At 65.6% G+C, this 15,069-nt stretch carries 15 protein-coding genes; 5 read left to right on the top strand and 10 right to left on the bottom strand.

All coding sequences use genetic code 11. The annotated features are described in order from the left end of the window. Nucleotides 1–150: 150 nt before the first annotated feature. The 3 genes from ACNJYA_RS05375 to ACNJYA_RS05365 are packed head-to-tail and all read right to left on the bottom strand — an operon-like array spanning nt 151 to nt 3,988. Nucleotides 151–1,272, bottom strand: a complete 1,122-nt coding sequence (locus ACNJYA_RS05375; protein ID WP_439402174.1) for a nickel/cobalt transporter — start codon at nt 1,270–1,272, stop codon at nt 151–153. Further along, nucleotides 1,269–1,907 (bottom strand): DUF1007 family protein, encoded by a 639-nt coding sequence (locus tag ACNJYA_RS05370; protein ID WP_439402173.1) that lies wholly within the window; start codon nt 1,905–1,907, stop codon nt 1,269–1,271. The genes ACNJYA_RS05375 and ACNJYA_RS05370 overlap by 4 nt, the downstream gene beginning before the upstream one ends. Continuing rightward, entirely contained in the window at nt 1,907–3,988 is a 2,082-nt protein-coding gene (locus tag ACNJYA_RS05365; RefSeq protein WP_439402172.1) for a M3 family metallopeptidase, read from the bottom strand. Before ACNJYA_RS05365 ends, ACNJYA_RS05370 begins: the two co-directional genes overlap by 1 nt. 137 nt (nt 3,989–4,125) lie before the next feature. Between ACNJYA_RS05365 and ACNJYA_RS05360 the strand changes: the two genes are divergently transcribed. The 5 genes from ACNJYA_RS05360 (at nt 4,126) to ACNJYA_RS05340 (ending at nt 8,990) form a co-directional block, all read left to right on the top strand. Next, entirely contained in the window at nt 4,126–4,380 is a 255-nt protein-coding gene (locus tag ACNJYA_RS05360) for a hypothetical protein (protein ID WP_172785010.1), read from the top strand. Between the two features lie 688 nt (nt 4,381–5,068). Beyond that, nucleotides 5,069–6,211 carry a type III PLP-dependent enzyme gene (locus ACNJYA_RS05355; protein WP_439365621.1) on the top strand — a complete coding sequence of 381 codons (1,143 nt, stop codon included), beginning with the start codon at nt 5,069–5,071 and terminating at the stop codon, nt 6,209–6,211. A 134-nt stretch (nt 6,212–6,345) separates the two neighbouring features. Further along, a complete protein-coding gene (locus ACNJYA_RS05350) occupies nt 6,346–6,933 on the top strand; it encodes a GNAT family N-acetyltransferase (protein WP_260381977.1) in 588 nt (195 codons plus the stop codon). Nucleotides 6,934–7,079: 146 nt separating this feature from the next. Continuing rightward, a complete protein-coding gene (locus ACNJYA_RS05345; protein WP_172785229.1) occupies nt 7,080–7,469 on the top strand; it encodes a RidA family protein in 390 nt (129 codons plus the stop codon). Nucleotides 7,470–7,547: 78 nt separating this feature from the next. Then, complete coding sequence (locus tag ACNJYA_RS05340) at nt 7,548–8,990, top strand: homospermidine synthase (RefSeq protein ID WP_212254072.1); 1,443 nt, start codon at nt 7,548–7,550, stop codon at nt 8,988–8,990. Between the two features lie 178 nt (nt 8,991–9,168). Here the strand turns inward: ACNJYA_RS05340 and ACNJYA_RS05335 are convergent, their stop codons facing one another. The 7 genes from ACNJYA_RS05335 to ACNJYA_RS05305 form a co-directional block, all read right to left on the bottom strand. Then, entirely contained in the window at nt 9,169–9,507 is a 339-nt protein-coding gene (locus tag ACNJYA_RS05335) for a hypothetical protein (protein ID WP_172785014.1), read from the bottom strand. Nucleotides 9,508–9,601: 94 nt separating this feature from the next. Beyond that, nucleotides 9,602–10,318 (bottom strand): MgtC/SapB family protein, encoded by a 717-nt coding sequence (locus tag ACNJYA_RS05330; protein ID WP_172785015.1) that lies wholly within the window; start codon nt 10,316–10,318, stop codon nt 9,602–9,604. Between the two features lie 132 nt (nt 10,319–10,450). Continuing rightward, nucleotides 10,451–11,470 carry a WD40 repeat domain-containing protein gene (locus ACNJYA_RS05325; protein WP_212254070.1) on the bottom strand — a complete coding sequence of 340 codons (1,020 nt, stop codon included), beginning with the start codon at nt 11,468–11,470 and terminating at the stop codon, nt 10,451–10,453. Then, nucleotides 11,470–12,513, bottom strand: a complete 1,044-nt coding sequence (locus ACNJYA_RS05320) for a CobW family GTP-binding protein (protein WP_212254069.1) — start codon at nt 12,511–12,513, stop codon at nt 11,470–11,472. The genes ACNJYA_RS05325 and ACNJYA_RS05320 overlap by 1 nt, the downstream gene beginning before the upstream one ends. A 56-nt stretch (nt 12,514–12,569) precedes the next feature. Continuing rightward, nucleotides 12,570–13,433, bottom strand: coding sequence for a metal ABC transporter substrate-binding protein (locus ACNJYA_RS05315; protein ID WP_212254068.1), 864 nt, complete (start codon nt 13,431–13,433; stop codon nt 12,570–12,572). A gap of 2 nt (nt 13,434–13,435) precedes the next feature. After that, entirely contained in the window at nt 13,436–14,305 is an 870-nt protein-coding gene (locus ACNJYA_RS05310) for a metal ABC transporter permease (RefSeq protein WP_212254067.1), read from the bottom strand. A 6-nt stretch (nt 14,306–14,311) separates the two neighbouring features. Further along, nucleotides 14,312–15,067, bottom strand: coding sequence for a metal ABC transporter ATP-binding protein (locus ACNJYA_RS05305; protein WP_172785019.1), 756 nt, complete (start codon nt 15,065–15,067; stop codon nt 14,312–14,314). Between the last annotated feature and the right edge of the window lie 2 nt (nt 15,068–15,069).

Genomic DNA, 15,069 nt, shown 5'->3' with positions numbered 1-15,069 from the left:
CAAAATTGCGTAGCAATTTTGCGCTGATGCGACGAAGCAATCCAGACCGCCGCCGCGGAGACATTCTGGATTGCTTCGCTGCGCTCGCAATGACGGAGCTGGCGCTCGACCGTCTTTGCCCAATTAGCGCCGAGAAGTGCAGATGCACCCTCAAAAACACGTGGTCCGTTCGGCGGCGATGTAGCCGAACAGGAGGCCGACGCCGAACAGCAGGACCAGGCCCGCGGCGCCGAACTCGATGCCGCGCATGAACAGCGCGCCACCGCCGTCGCGGCCGGCGCTGAGACGGGCGGCGATGTCCTTGGCGGAGACGGCGATAACCGCGATGGTCGCCACCGTGATCGCGGTGCCCAATCCCATCAGGAAGGTGGCGGCGATGCCGGCCCAGAACAGGCCCTGGGCGAGCGCGAACACCAGGACAAGGATCGCGCCCGAGCAGGGACGGATGCCGACGGTCAGGATCGCCGCAAAGCCGCGCCGCCAGCCGCCGGGACCGGCGAGTTCGCTCGGGGTGGGGCCGTGGGAATGCCCGCAGTGCTCGTCATGGACGTGATCGTGCCCGTGATGGACATGGGCATGGGCATGGGCATGACCGTCGTGATGATGATCATGCTCATGATGGTCATGCGCATCGTGATGATGGTGATGGCCGTGACCATGGTCGTGCGGCACGCCCGCCATCACCGGCAACGGTTGGGCGGCCTGAAGTGCGCGGATGAAGGTGCGGCCCTTGACCCAGACCAGGCGCAGGCCGAACAGCGCGATCAGGGCGTAGCTCGCGATCTCGATCACGCCTTCGGCCTTGCACATGGTCTTGGCCGTCGCATTCAGCACCCAGGCCGAAATGCCGACGATGAGGATCGCGACCAGCGACTGCATCAGGGCCGAGGCAAAGGACAGCGCGATCCCGCGCCGCGCCGTCTCGCGGTTGGCGACCAGATAGGAGGCGATCACCGCCTTGCCATGGCCGGGACCGGCGGCATGGAAGATGCCGTAGGCGAACGAGATGAAGAGCAGCGTCCACACCGCCGAGCCGTCGGATTTTGCGGCACGGATGGTCACCGACATCTGGCGATAGAATTCCGACTGTTTTGCCAAGAGCCAGCCGATGACCCCGCTGGCCTCGGGCTCGGGTGCTTGCGCCGGCTTCGGCGCGCCGAACGGATTTTGCGCGAGGACATCATGAAGCGCGGCATCGGCCACACCGACGACGAGAAGAACTGCGCTGCAGGCGAGAAGCCCGCGCGCGAGCGGGGAGAGCTTTGGCTTCAAGGGCAATCCACCGTGATCTTGTTGGCGAACATCATGCCGAAATTCGAGTTCTCGCCGTCCAGGAAGGTCTGCTCGTTCAGCTTCTGGGCGCTCGCGGTGCCGTCGTTCGGCCGCTCCAGCTTCATCTGGCAGCCCGCGGGCGCACCGACCAGCTTGACCGGACTGTCCTTGGCCATCTGGAAGTCGATGAAGAAGGAGCGGTCGAACACTTCGAGCACCAGCTGCCTGGGCTTGACCGGGTTCTTCAGCGGCAAGGTGAAGTGCAGGGTCAGCACCGTGTCCTTGTAGTCGAGGAAATAGTCGACCGGCTCCTGGAATCGCTCCTTCTTGCCGTCGGCTCGCGCAAAGGTGAAGTAGGCGTATTCCTTCAGCGACTCGACATTGGTCTGCGCCAGCGGCTTGAGCTCCTCGCGCGTGTAGGCGCCCTTGGTCTTGCTCTCGAGCCCCTGCACGGCATAGGCCGAGAACATGTCGTCGAAGGTCCAGGCGTGGCGCACGCCGGTGATGCTGCCGTCAGCGGCATAGAGCAGTTCGCTGGTCGCGGTGATCCAGACATGTGGATGCGCATTTGCTGCCCCCGCCGCGAGCGTCATCGCGGCGGCGAACAGCATTCCGAACAGGGCCCGCATGCTCATCAGGCCGCCCTGGCGTCGTCGAGCAGACCGCGGCGGCGGAGCAGCGCATCCGGCTCCGGCGGGCGGCCGCGGAAGGCCTCATAGGCGGCTTCCGGATCGACCGACCCGCCCGACGAATAGATGTCGTCGTGCAGACGCTTGGCCACGGCAGGATCGAAGATGTCCCCGGCCTCCTCGAACGCGCCGAAGGCGTCGGCGTCCATCACCTCCGACCACATGTAGCTGTAATAGCCGGCAGCGTAGTGGTCGCCGGTGAAGATGTGGCCGAACTGCGTCGGACGGTGACGCAGCGCGATCTCCTCGGGCATGCCGATCTTCTCCAGCTCGCGTCTTTCGAAGGCGCGGACATCCTCCGCGGCGGCTGCCGGCTGGGTGTGGAATTCCAGGTCCACCAGCGCCGACGAGACGAACTCGACCGTGGCAAAGCCCTGGTTGAATTTCCGCGCGGCGAGGAAGCGTTGCAGCAGGTCGTCCGGCAGCGGCTCGCCGGTCTGGTAGTGGCGGGCGAACTTCTGCAGCACCTCGGGCCGCTCCTGCCAGTGCTCGTAGAGCTGCGAGGGCAGCTCGACGAAATCGGTGAACACCGAGGTGCCCGACAGCGAGGGATAGGTCACGTTGGAGAGCATGCCGTGCAGGCCGTGGCCGAACTCGTGGAACAGGGTGCGGGCATCGTCGGGCGACAGCAGCGACGGCTCGCCGCCCGCGCCCTTGGCGAAATTGCAGATGTTGAGAACCAGCGGCGCGACGTCGCCGTCGAGCTTCTGCTGGTCGCGCAGCGAGGTCATCCAGGCGCCGGAGCGCTTCGACGGCCGGGCGAAGTAGTCGCCATAGAACAGCGCCTTGTGCTTGCCGTCCGGCCCCTTCATCTCCCAGACCCGGACGTCCGGGTGCCAGACCGGAATGTCCTTGCGCTCCTCGAAGGTGACGCCGAACAGGCGCGTGGCACAGTCGAAGGCGGCGGCGATCATGTTGTCGAGGCCGAGATACGGCTTGATCGCGGAATCGTCGAAATTGGCGCGCTGCAGACGGAGCTTCTCGGCGTAGAAGCGCCAGTCCCAGGGGGCGAGCCTGAAATTGCCGCCCTCTTCCGTGATCAGCGCCTGCATCTCGTCGCGGTCGGCAAGCGCGCGGGCCCGGGCCGGCTTCCAGACCCGCTCCAACAGGTTGCGCACCGCGTCCGGCGTCTTGGCCATGGAATCCTCCAGCCGGTAGGCGGCGTAGGTCGGATAGCCCAGGAGCCTGGCGCTCTCCTCGCGCAGCTTCAGGATCTCGACAATGGTCGCGTTGTTGTCGTTGGCGTTGCCGTTGTCGCCGCGCGCGATGAAGGCCTTGTAGACCTTCTCGCGGAGGTCACGCCGGGCGGAGCTCTTCAGGAACGTCTCGACCGAGGAGCGCGACAGCGTGACGATGGCCTTGCCCGCCATGCCGCGCTCTTCCGCCGCAGCCTTGGCGGCGGCGACAAAGCTCTCCGGCAGGCCCTGGCGATCGGCCTCCCCGAGCTCCATGAACCAGTCCTGCTCGTCGCCGAGCAGATGATGGCTGAAGCCGGTGCCGAGCTGGGCCAGCCGCTCGTTGATCTCGGCCATCCGGGTCTTGGCCTCCTCGGAGAGGCCGGCGCCGGCGCGGTGGAAGCGGGTGTAGGTGCGCTCCAAGAGGCGGAGCTGCTCGGGCGTGAGACCGAGACCCGCGCGGTTCTCGTGCAGATGGGCGATGCGGCCGAACAGCACGGCGTTCATCATGATCGGATTCCAGTGCCGCGCCATCCGCAAGGAGACCTCCTTGTCGATCTCCAGGATGGCCGGGTTGGAATGCGCCGAGACGAGGTCGTAGAAGACCGCCGCGACCTTGCTCAAGAGCTTGCCCGAGCGCTCCAGCGCCGTGATGGTGTTGGCGAAGTCGGGCGCCGCGGGATCGTTGGTGATCGCCGCAATCTCGGCGGAATGGTCGGCGAAGGCCTGCTCGAAGGCCGGCAGGAAGTGCTCCGGCTTGATCTCGTCGAAAGGCGGGGTCGCGAACGGCGTCACCCAGGCCTTCAGCAGCGGATTGGTCTCGGGGTCCGTAATTTGGCGGGGTTCTGACATCACAAGTCCCGGATTTCGTGGCTCTATTGCCGCGGCCAGCTATAGCACGCGTGGGGCTTTTTTGGGCCGTTTGCCCTTGCTCCCGGCCGCCTTTTCGGGGAGATTGCGGCCCTTCGAAGCCAGGACCCTCTGAAACCATGAACGCGCCTTCCTCATCGTCCCGCCGGATCGTCTGGCCCAGCGTCATCACCGTCATCAGCGCCGCCATCCTGATCGGCGCGGAGGTGTTCGGCGCGGCCTTTGCGGGCGGCTGGGCGCTCGCGATCCTGTTCGGGCTCGGCGACCAGGGCGCCCATATCCTGCAGGCCGTGCTGTTCGCACTCGGCGTGCTCGTGATGACCGCCTTCATCCGCGGCGCTCAGCGCATCGAGCCTTTCACCAAGCGCGGCTGACGCGTCTCGCGCGTCGGCAACACGCGCAGCGCAGCGAAAACTTAACGCGCGTTCATCTCCCGCGTCGCTCGCGCAACAGCGCGCAAGCAGATGTTAGGCAATTCTGTCCGCAGCCTAAAAAAATTCTTGCGAAGCAGAGTCAAAACGCTTATGTGCGGACTTGCCCAATTTCGCACGTGCCTGTGGTCGTGTGTCAGTCGGTAGGTATCCGGACAAGAGGCCGGACAGCCGCCAAGGGGTGAAGAAGCCGAGGGGCTCTTCGGAAGTGCGGAAGTCGGAAGACCGAGGTCGCAAGACCAGAAAGTCGGAAGACGAAGCAAACCCGGAGCGCCCAGCATCTCTCTCAAAGAGATGCCATGTCGAAGGTGACTTCGCTCTTTGCAACCGTGACTGGCAGCCGGAGGCGAACCGGCGCACCCCGCTCTCAACGGGGGACGCGACTTAAAGCAACGACGGATCGGGCTTTTTTGGTCTCTACCGGCATTCCAACGCCGGCGCGGGCTACTGAAAAGGCTTGTCCTTCATTGCCAGGTGAGCGGGCGGGAAACTCTCCCAACCAATCCACGGCAGCACAGTCTGGTTTGAGTTTTTTGGCCTCGACGCGCCTCCATCGCGCGATGCGGCCGAAGCACTCTCATCAGACGTCATGTTGATACGGCTCCCGTCGCTGGGGCCGTTGGAGAGTGCCATGACCGAACGTATCCAGGAATTCCTGCGCAACCGCCGCAACGAAGGCCTCGACACCGAGCCGTGCCTCGTCGTCGACCTCGAGGTCGTGCGCGACAATTACCAGAGCTTCGCCAAGGCGCTGCCCGACAGCCGCGTGTTCTATGCCGTCAAGGCGAACCCGGCGCCGGAAGTGCTGGCCCTGCTCGCGTCCATGGGCTCCTGCTTCGACACCGCCACGGTCGCAGAGATCGAGATGGCGCTGACCGCGGGTGCGACGCCCGACCGCATCTCCTTCGGCAACACGATCAAGAAGGAGCGCGACATCGCGCGCGCCTTCGCGCTCGGCATTCGGCTGTTCGCGGTCGATTGCGCCGCCGAGGTCGAGAAGGTCGCCCGTGCCGCCCCCGGTGCGAAGGTGTTCTGCCGCATCCTCTATGACTGCGCCGGCGCCGAGTGGCCGCTGTCGCGCAAGTTCGGCTGCGACCCGGAAATGGCGGTCGAGGTGCTCGACCTCGCCAAGCGCCTGGGCCTGGAGCCGTGCGGCATCTCCTTCCATGTCGGCTCGCAGCAGCGCAAGGTGAAGGCGTGGGACCGTGCGCTGGCGATGGCCTCGCAAGTGTTCCGCGACTGCGCCGAGCGCGGCATCAACCTGTCCATGGTCAACATGGGCGGCGGCTTCCCGACCAAGTACCTGAAGGACGTGCCGCCGGTCGTGACCTACGGCCGCTCGATCTTCCGCGCGCTGCGCAAGCACTTCGGCAACCAGATCCCGGAGACCATCATCGAGCCGGGCCGCGGCATGGTGGGCAACGCCGGCATCATCGAATCCGAGGTCGTGCTCATCTCGAAGAAGAGCGACGAGGACGAGGTGCGCTGGGTGTACCTGGACATCGGCAAGTTCGGCGGTCTCGCCGAGACCATGGACGAGTCGATCCGCTACGCCATCCGCACCCGTCATGACGGTGCGGACATGACGCCGTGCGTGCTCGCGGGTCCGACCTGCGACAGCGCCGACGTGCTGTACGAGAAGAACCCGTATCCGCTTCCCGTCACGCTCGAGATCGGCGACAAGGTGCTGATCGAAGGCACCGGGGCCTATACGTCGACCTACTCGTCGGTGGCGTTCAACGGCATCCCGCCGCTGAAGACGTATCACATCTGATCCGCCTCTTGGTTCTAGAGGCCTGACGAACCCGGGAGCCGGTCCGCCGGCTCCTCATCCACCATTTAGATTTCTGACGACGTCTTGGACAGGCGTGCTGCGCGCACGCCGGTTCAAGCGGGGACTGACGTGCCATGACTGCTCCTCGGAAGCCGCAAGTTGCCCTCACCTCGAAAGCCGCTCCGTTCGTGATCCGCGCGGAACGTGCTAGCGACGTCGCGACGCGCGAAACGCTGCTCGATGCCTGCTTTGGCGAGAACCGCCACGGCCGCACCTGCCAGCGCCTGCGCGACGGACGCGCGCCCGCTGCAGGCCTTGCCCTGTCGGCGATGCGCGAGGGCAAGCTCGTGGGAACCGTGCGGCTGTGGCATGTCAGCGCCGGAGGCAGGCCCGCTCTGGTCCTCGGACCGCTGGCGGTCGACCCTGCCTGCCGCGAGCTCGGGATCGGCGCCGCGCTGATGCATCAAGCGCTGGCCGCCGCCCGGGCGCGCGGGCATGACGCCGTGATCCTGCTCGGCGATGCCCCCTATTACGCCCGCTTCGGCTTCTCGGCCGACAAGACGGCCGAACTCTCGCTGCCGGGCCCGTTCGAGCGCGACCGCCTGCTGGCGATCGAGTTCACCGATGGTGCGCTCGATGGCGCCGCCGGGATGATTGTCCCGACCGGCGCGGCCCTGCCCAAACGGAGGTCGGTTCGCGCGCCTGAGGCGCACGCGGCCTGAGGGATCGCTCCTGTAGCGACGACCTAGGCCGCATCGAGCGGCAACGCCCTGCCGCGCCTGCGCGAGGCCCTTCCTTTGGGGTTGCGCAGGCCCCCGAAACGCCCTTTAAACCCCGCGAAACACCCCTTCAGTCGAGGCCCATGACCATGTCCCGTCGCCTGATCTCCACCGGCTCCCCGCTCGAGAAGACCGTCGGCTACAGCCGTGCCGTGATCGACGGCGAGTTCGCCTTCGTCGCGGGAACCACCGGCTATGACTACACCACGATGACGATGCCATCAGATGTCACGAGCCAGTCACGCAACTGCTTCAAGACCATCGCCGCCGCACTGACGGAGGGCGGCTTCGAGATGGCCGATATCGTCCGTGCGACCTACTACGTGACCGACGCCAGCTACATCGACGCCCACTTCGCCGTCTGCGGCGAGGTCCTCGCCGACATCAGGCCGGCGGCGACGTTGCTGGTCGTCAGCGCCCTCGCCAGGCCCGAGATGAAGGTCGAGATCGAAGTCACCGCCAAGCGCCGCGGCACCTAAAAAGCGCCGCAGCATCTGACAAGCGCCGCAGCGCCTGATCCATCCCTCACTGCCAGCACTTTCCGGAGAACCCATCCCATGAGCCCTCCCTCGCAGATCTACGCGAAGATCACCGGCCCCATCGTCATGGTCGGATTCGGCTCCATCGGCAAAGGCACGCTGCCGTTGATCGAGCGGCATCTCGACTACGACAAGTCGCGCATCACCGTGCTCGATCCCAAGGACGAGGGCCGCAAGGCACTTTGCGAGAAGCACAATGTCCGCTTCATCCAGAAGGGCCTGACCAAGGACAATTACCGCGAGGTTCTGACCCCGCTGCTAACCGAGGGCGGCGGCCAGGGCTTTTGCGTCAATCTCTCGGTCGATACCGGCTCGACCGACATCATGGAGCTCTGCAACGAGCTCGGCGCGCTCTACATCGACACCGTCAACGAGCCCTGGCTCGGGTTCTATTTCGATCCCTCGAAGGGCCCGGAAGCGCGCTCCAACTACGCGCTGCGCGAAACGACGCTGGCCGCCAAGAAGGCGCGCCCGGCGGGCTCGACCACGGCGGTCTCCTGCTGCGGCGCCAATCCGGGCATGGTCTCCTTCTTCGTCAAGCAGGCGCTGCTCAATGTCGCCGCCGATCTGAAGCTCAATGCCCCCAGGCCGAAGACCAAGGGCGAATGGGCGGATTTGATGCGGCAGGCCGGCATCAAGGGCATCCACATCGCCGAGCGCGACACCCAGCGCTCGAAGAAGCCGAAGGAGCCTGACGTCTTCGTCAACACCTGGTCGGTGGAAGGCTTCCTGTCGGAAGGCATGCAGCCATCCGAGCTCGGCTGGGGCACCCATGAGAAATGGATGCCCGAGAATGCGCACACCCATGAAGCCGGCTGCGGCGCCGCCATCTACCTGATGCAGCCCGGCGCCAACACGCGCGTGCGCACCTGGTGCCCGACCCGCGGCGCCCAGTATGGCTTCCTGGTCACCCACAACGAGTCGATCTCGATCGCCGATTACTTTACCGTGCGCGATGCCTCGGGCAAGGCGATCTACCGGCCGACCTGCCACTATGCCTATCATCCGGCTGACGATGCCGTGCTGTCGCTGCATGAAATGTTCGGCCGCGCCGGGAAGATGCAGGAGAAGCACCACATCCTCGACGAGAACGAGATCGTCGACGGCATCGACGAGCTCGGCGTGCTGCTGTTCGGCCATGACAAGAATGCCTATTGGTTCGGCTCGCAGCTCTCCATCGAGGAGACGCGCGAGCTCGCGCCCTACCAGAACGCCACCGGCCTGCAGGTGACCTCCGCCGTGCTCGGCGGCATGGTCTGGGCGCTGGAGAACCCGAACGAGGGCATCGTCGAAGCCGACGAGATGGATTTCGAGCGCCTGCTCGAAATTCAGCTGCCCTATCTCGGCCCGGTGAAGGGTTTTTATACCGACTGGACCCCGCTGACGGATCGTCCCGGACTGTTCCCGGAGGATATCGACACGTCTGATCCGTGGCAGTTCCGGAATATTCTGGTGCGGTAAGAGAAGCCCAAGCGTTCCGTCAATCATTGCCGAGTGACGCCGCCCCACACTCCACTGTCATGCCCCGGCTTGACCGGGGCATCCAGTACGCTGCGACTTCTCGACTCCAGCACTGCGGCCTCTGGAATACTGGATTGCCCGCCTTCGCGGGCAATGACACCGAGTGTTGAGAGGGAAGCTACTTCTTCTCAATCGGCGGCGCGATCTTCTCGGCCGGGGCCGGCGGCAGTGCTGGTTTGGCCGCGCCTGCCGCGCCCTGCGTCTGCGGCTCCGGCCGCGCGGGCTCGGGGGCCGGCGTGGTCGGCCGGTCGCCGCCGGGCTTCGCCTCCGCGGGCACCTTGCTCTGTTCGTCGGACGGGGTGCCCTGGAGCGGGGGCGTCGCCTGTGCCAGCTGCATCCGGCTTTCCGCGCGGATTTGCGCCAGCGACATCACCGATACCACAACGCCTGCTGCGAACAGCGCACCGGCGATTGTCAGATTGAGCTTCAGTCTGTGCTTGTCATCTCGGCCGGGCATGTCGATCACCGCCTTTGTCCTGGGGATCAACGAGTTTGGGGCGCGCCGGTTCCGGAACCGAAGACGCGGGGAACCCACGCGCCAAAACGCCGCGCTACTCCGTTGTGCTGACTTGCCAGGTCGCATGCCGCACGCCTGGGAGATGCTGCAGATCGGTCGCGACCGCGTTCAGCTCGTTCGGGTCGACCGCGCTCGCAACCAGCCTGGCGGCGATCTCCAGAATGTCCTCGCTGATCTCGGCGACTTCGATATCGGCCACCGCATATTTCGCCGCCTCGAGCTTGTCGACGAGGCGGTCGCGCATGTCGGGCAATGCGTCGGCCGCCACCGCGAGCTTGAAATAGTAGGTCGCCTCCAGCGCCTTCTCATTCAGCGGGATGCGGTTGATGGCGTTGACCAGCGGGCGCAGCATGGTGTTGCCGGCGATGACGAACACGGTCAGCGCGGCCGCCTGCGCGACCATGTCGGCGCCGGCGCAGGAGCCGACCGCGGCCGAGGCCCATAGCGTCGCTGCCGTATTGAGGCCGCGCACGTCCATGCCCTGCTTCATGATGACACCGGCGCCGAGGAAGCCGATGCCGGAGACGACGTAGGAGATCACCCGCACCGCGCCGTCGGCGCCGGTCAGGTGCATGGCGAGATCGACGAAGGCGGCCGCTCCCACCGCAACCAGCACGTTGGTGCGCAGCCCCGCGGTGCGCTGGCGGTACTGCCGCTCGGCGCCGATCAAGGTGCCCAGCACGAAGGCCGTGGTCAGGCTGATCAGCGTGTCGGCGAAATCGGCAAGCTGGAAGGTCGTCAGAAAGCGCATGAATTGAGCTGCCGTAGGGTGGGCAAAGGCGCGCTCTTCGCGCGACGTGCCCACCACTTTTGCTTTGCGGAGAGGATGGTGGGCACGGCGCAAGAGCGCCTTTGCCCACCCTACGGCCTGAAGGATGACAGTTTAAAGCTCGAGCAGACCGCCGTCCCCATTTTCGTCGGCAAACGCCAGCAGCGTGCCTTTGGCGTTCCAGGCAAGCGCGGCGACGGGAGGCGTGCCGTTGCGACGGACCAGGATCTCCGCGCCGTCCTCCATGCGGACCATCAGCACGGTGCCGTCGCTATAGCCGGCGGCGAGGATGTCGTTCTTGGGATGACAGGCGACCACGGAGACGCGCGCCTGCAGCGGCGCGAGCATCGCGGGCTCCTTGCCCATCGGGCCGTCCTTGCTGCCGAACGGCCAGATGATGACGGTATCGGCGCCCGAGGTCGCGAGCCCCTTACCGCCCGCGCTCCAGGACATCGAGCGGACGCGGCCGGGATAGCCGGTCATGCGCATGTGCCTGTTGTCGGCAAGCCGCCAGCCGTGCAGCGCCGGCTCGTGCATCGCTGTCACAAGAAATTTGTTGTCGGGGCTGAAGGTGACCGCGTGGTGCGAGCCGGCCCAGGGCAGGAATTCGGCCGATCCCGCCATGTTCGGAAACCACAGCGTCGCGCCGTTGTAATGCGCGATCGCGAGCCGCAGGCCCTTCGGCGCGAAGGCAAGGCCGCCGACGGTCGAGGGCACGTCGAGCGACTTCTCCTCGGCCTTGCCGCTCTTGACGGTCGCGGTCTTGCCGGCGGACCAGGCGAAGGCGCCGTCGGCCTGCAGCGCCACCGCGTCGATCCAGCGCCGCTTGGGATCGGTGGCGAGCAACGTCACATCGCCCTTGGCGTCGAGCGAGACCACCTTGCCGTCGTCGCCGCCCATCACGATGCGCTTGCCGTCGGAGGCGGTCGAGAGAATGCCGCCGCCATGCACGGCGACCGTGGTGATCTCGCAATTGGCATCGACGAATGCGACGTTCTCCTCGCCGCCGACGAAGACGGCGCGATCCCTCAGGAAATGCACCGAGGTCACGGCCATACCGAGCGCAACAGGCTTGACGCGGTCGGTGACGGAAACGATCGAAGCGGAATCGGAGGCGGGCGTAAACTCTTTCATCACGAGACGATGCAGCTCTCAAAGCCCTTGCGGATTGCCTCTTCGGGCAATTCGCGGCCGATGAAGACGAGGCGGCTCTCGCGCGGCTCGCCATCCTTCCACTTCCGCTGGTGGTTGCCCTCCAGCATCATGTGGACGCCCTGGAAGACGTAGCGGTCGTCGTCGTCGTGGAAGGAGAGGATGCCCTTGGAGCGCAGGATCTTGCCGCCCTCGACCTGCACCAGGTTCTGCAGCCAGGGCATGAACACGTTTGGATCGAGCGGCTTGTCGGTCTTCAGCGAGAGCGACTGCATGTCCTCATCGTGATAGTGCTTGAGGCCGTGACCGTGGTGATGATGGTCGTGGTCGTGATGGTGGTGATGATCATGGTCGTGATCATGATCGTCGGCCTCGAGGAAATCCGGCTCGATGTCGAGGATGCGGTCGAGATCGAACGCACCGCGATCGAGCACGTCGGCCAGCGCCACCGAGCAGCGCTCGGTGCGGTGCAGCTTCGCATAGGGGTTGATGCCGCGGATGCGCGCCTCGACCTCGGCGAGCTCGCCCTTGTTGACGAGATCGGTCTTGTTCAGCACGATGACGTCGGCAAAAGCGATCTGGTTCTTCGCCTCGGGCGCGTCCTTGAGCCGGTCGGACAGCCATTTGGCGTCGGCGACCGTCACGACCGCATCGAGCCGCGCGTTCTTCTGCACGTCCTCGTCGACGAAGAAGGTCTGCGCGACCGGCGCCGGATCGGCAAGACCGGTGGTCTCGACGATGATGGCGTCGAACTTGCCCTTGCGCTTCATCAGGCCGTCCATGATGCGGACGAGGTCGCCGCGCACGGTGCAGCAGATGCAGCCGTTGTTCATCTCGAACACTTCCTCGTCGGCGCCGATGATGAGATCGTTGTCGATGCCGATCTCGCCGAACTCGTTGACGATGACGGCGTATTTCTTGCCGTGGTTTTCGGACAGGATGCGGTTCAGCAGCGTGGTCTTGCCGGCGCCGAGATAGCCGGTCAGCACGGTCACGGGAATCTTCTGGGAGGTCGCTTCAGACATAACAACTCCGGACTTCAAGGCTTTTTCGCGCGACGCGAGGCGGGGTGGCCCCTGCCCTAGTGGTCAAGCGCGCTGGTCAGGGCCTTTATATTGTGCCTGACCATGTCAATGTAAGTGGGTGCAGGCCCCTTTTCGCCGGTCAAACCGTCCGAAATCAGGGTCCCGCCGACCCTGGCCCCGGTCTCGGCCGCGATCCGCCGGATCAGGCGATCGTCGGTGATATTTTCAAGGAACACGGCCGGGATTTTCTGGGCCTTGATCTGGCCGATGATGGCGGCGATATCGCGCGCGCTCGGCTCGGTTTCCGTGGAGACGCCCAGGGGCGCGATGAACTGGATACCGTACTCGGCGGAAAAATAGCCGAAGGCGTCGTGGGTGGAGATCACCTTGCGCCGCTCGGTTGGGATCTTGCCAACGGCCTCGCGGACCTCGCGGTCGAGTGTTTCGAGCTTTTCCAAATAGGCCTTGGCCCGGTCTTGGAAGAACTCCGCGTCGTCAGGAGCGGCTACGGCCAGCGCATTGGCAATGTCCGTGACGTAGATCTTTGCGTTGGGAATGGACTGCCAGGCGTGGGGATCAGCGGCCGAACCTAATTTCAGCGGCGCAATGCCGGCGCTCGCGGTGATTACCTGCGCCTTGCTGCCCGCTGATTGCACGAGGCGCGGCAGCCAGCCCTCCAGCCCGAGCCCGTTGACGATGACAAGCTTCGCCGCCGCGACCCGCTTCGCATCGCTAGGGGCCGGCGTATAGACGTGGACGTCGCTGTCAGGCCCGACCAGCGTCGTCAGGTTGATGCGGTCACCACCGACATTGCGAACGAAATCGCCGAGGATCGAGAAGCTCGCAACGACGTTGAGCCGCTCCGCGGCCTCAAGCGGCGAGGCGATCAGCAACAGTGCACAAAGCAGGATGAGCCGCATTGTCATGCTTCCAGATGCCGGCCGGGAAATAGCTGCCGGACGATGCCGCCGACGCGGCCGAACAGGACGGAGACGATGTAGAGCACCGTCGCCACCAGAATGATCGCGGGGCCTGAAGGCACGCGGGTCTGGAACGAGAGCACGAGGCCGGCATAGCCCGACACCGCAGCGGCCACCACGGCGATGCAGATCATCGCGGTGAGATCGCGCGACCAGAACCTTGCGATGCCCGCGGGCAGGATCATCAGCCCCACCGCCAGCAGCGTGCCCAGCGCCTGAAAGCCGTTGACCAGGTTGATGACGACCAGCGCGAGGAAGGCGAGATGGGCCGGGCCGCCGGCCCGGCTCACGGTGCGCAGGAACAGGGGATCGACGCTCTCGATCACCAGCGGGCGGTAGATCACTGCGAGCACCAGCAGCGTCACCGTGGCGTTGAAGGCGACCACCAGCAGGGTCTGGTCGTCCATCGCGAGGATGTTGCCGAACAGCACGTGCAGCAAGTCGATATTGGTGCCCTTGATCGAGACGATGGTGACACCGAGCGCAAGCGAAGCGAGATAGAAGGTCGCGAGCGAGGCGTCCTCCTTCAGGCCGGTCGAGCGTGCGACCACACCGGCGAGGATCGCGACGGCAAAGCCGGCGATCAGGCCGCCAGCGGTCATCGCGAACAAGTTCAGGCCGGAGAGCAGGAAACCGACCGCCGCGCCCGGCAGGATCGCATGCGCCATGGCGTCGCCGACGAGGCTCATCCGGCGCAGCATCAGGAACACCCCGATCGGCGCGCCCGCCAGCGCCAGTGCGATCACCGCGGCGAGCGCCCGCCGCATGAACTCGAATTCGGTGAACGGACCGATCAGCGCGTCATAGAGCATCGGAGATCAGGCCGCCCGCGAGCTTATATCATCGGCCGCGCAGGCCGCCGCGCTGTCGTCGAAGGCCTCGCACATCCGCATCGCGACCAGCAGGTTTTCCGGCGTCAGCACCTCCGCCGTCGGTCCCCACGCGACCGGGCCGCGCGCCAGCACCAGTGTTTCGGCGAAATGGTTGCGCACCATCTCCATGTCGTGCAGCGCGGCGAGCACGGTGCGGCCCTCGCCGTGCCAGCGCTTCACCAGCGCGAGCAGATCGGTGGTGGTCTTGCTGTCGATGGCGTTGAAGGGCTCATCCAACACGATCAGGCTGGCATCCTGGAGCAGCACCCGCGCGAACAGCACGCGCTGCATCTGGCCGCCGGAAAGCGTGCCGATCGGGCGGTTCTCGAACCCGCTGAGGCCAACGGCTCCGATTGCGCGGAGTATCTTGTCGCGCGCGGCCTTGCCGATGCCGCCGAACAGGCCCGTGCCACGCCACAGCCCGGTGCCGACGAAATCGAACACCGAGATCGGGAAGCTGCGGTCGATCTCCGCACTCTGCGGCAGATAGGCGATGTCCCTGCTGTCGAGCCCGCCGAGATGGATGCTGCCGTCGAGCGGCCTCAGGATGCCGACGATGCCGCGCAGCAGCGTCGACTTGCCGGCGCCGTTCGGACCGATCACCGCAACCAGCGCACCCGGCGCGACCTCGCCGCTGAGATGATGCACGGCGGGGTGCCGGTCGTAGCCGAGCGTGACATTGTGGAAATGCAGCGCTGCCATCC

The organism is Bradyrhizobium sp. BLXBL-01, assembly GCF_051853025.1.
Taxonomy (GTDB): Bacteria; Pseudomonadota; Alphaproteobacteria; order Rhizobiales; family Xanthobacteraceae; genus Bradyrhizobium.
This window is presented reverse-complemented; position numbering and strand designations above follow the sequence as displayed.

What these genes read in the sequence shown, in the direction of transcription:
- ACNJYA_RS05305 (WP_172785019.1), bottom strand. Translation starts at nt 15,067, where the DNA reads ATGGCAGCGCTGCATTTCCACAATGTCACGCTCGGCTACGACCGGCAC.
- ACNJYA_RS05370 (WP_439402173.1), bottom strand. Translation starts at nt 1,907, where the DNA reads ATGAGCATGCGGGCCCTGTTCGGAATGCTGTTCGCCGCCGCGATGACG.
- ACNJYA_RS05340 (WP_212254072.1), top strand. Translation starts at nt 7,548, where the DNA reads ATGAGCCCTCCCTCGCAGATCTACGCGAAGATCACCGGCCCCATCGTC.
- ACNJYA_RS05355 (WP_439365621.1), top strand. Translation starts at nt 5,069, where the DNA reads ATGACCGAACGTATCCAGGAATTCCTGCGCAACCGCCGCAACGAAGGC.
- ACNJYA_RS05345 (WP_172785229.1), top strand. Translation starts at nt 7,080, where the DNA reads ATGTCCCGTCGCCTGATCTCCACCGGCTCCCCGCTCGAGAAGACCGTC.
- ACNJYA_RS05365 (WP_439402172.1), bottom strand. Translation starts at nt 3,988, where the DNA reads ATGTCAGAACCCCGCCAAATTACGGACCCCGAGACCAATCCGCTGCTG.
- ACNJYA_RS05335 (WP_172785014.1), bottom strand. Translation starts at nt 9,507, where the DNA reads ATGCCCGGCCGAGATGACAAGCACAGACTGAAGCTCAATCTGACAATC.
- ACNJYA_RS05320 (WP_212254069.1), bottom strand. Translation starts at nt 12,513, where the DNA reads ATGTCTGAAGCGACCTCCCAGAAGATTCCCGTGACCGTGCTGACCGGC.
- ACNJYA_RS05315 (WP_212254068.1), bottom strand. Translation starts at nt 13,433, where the DNA reads ATGCGGCTCATCCTGCTTTGTGCACTGTTGCTGATCGCCTCGCCGCTT.
- ACNJYA_RS05325 (WP_212254070.1), bottom strand. Translation starts at nt 11,470, where the DNA reads ATGAAAGAGTTTACGCCCGCCTCCGATTCCGCTTCGATCGTTTCCGTC.
- ACNJYA_RS05330 (WP_172785015.1), bottom strand. Translation starts at nt 10,318, where the DNA reads ATGCGCTTTCTGACGACCTTCCAGCTTGCCGATTTCGCCGACACGCTG.
- ACNJYA_RS05360 (WP_172785010.1), top strand. Translation starts at nt 4,126, where the DNA reads ATGAACGCGCCTTCCTCATCGTCCCGCCGGATCGTCTGGCCCAGCGTC.
- ACNJYA_RS05350 (WP_260381977.1), top strand. Translation starts at nt 6,346, where the DNA reads ATGACTGCTCCTCGGAAGCCGCAAGTTGCCCTCACCTCGAAAGCCGCT.
- ACNJYA_RS05310 (WP_212254067.1), bottom strand. Translation starts at nt 14,305, where the DNA reads ATGCTCTATGACGCGCTGATCGGTCCGTTCACCGAATTCGAGTTCATG.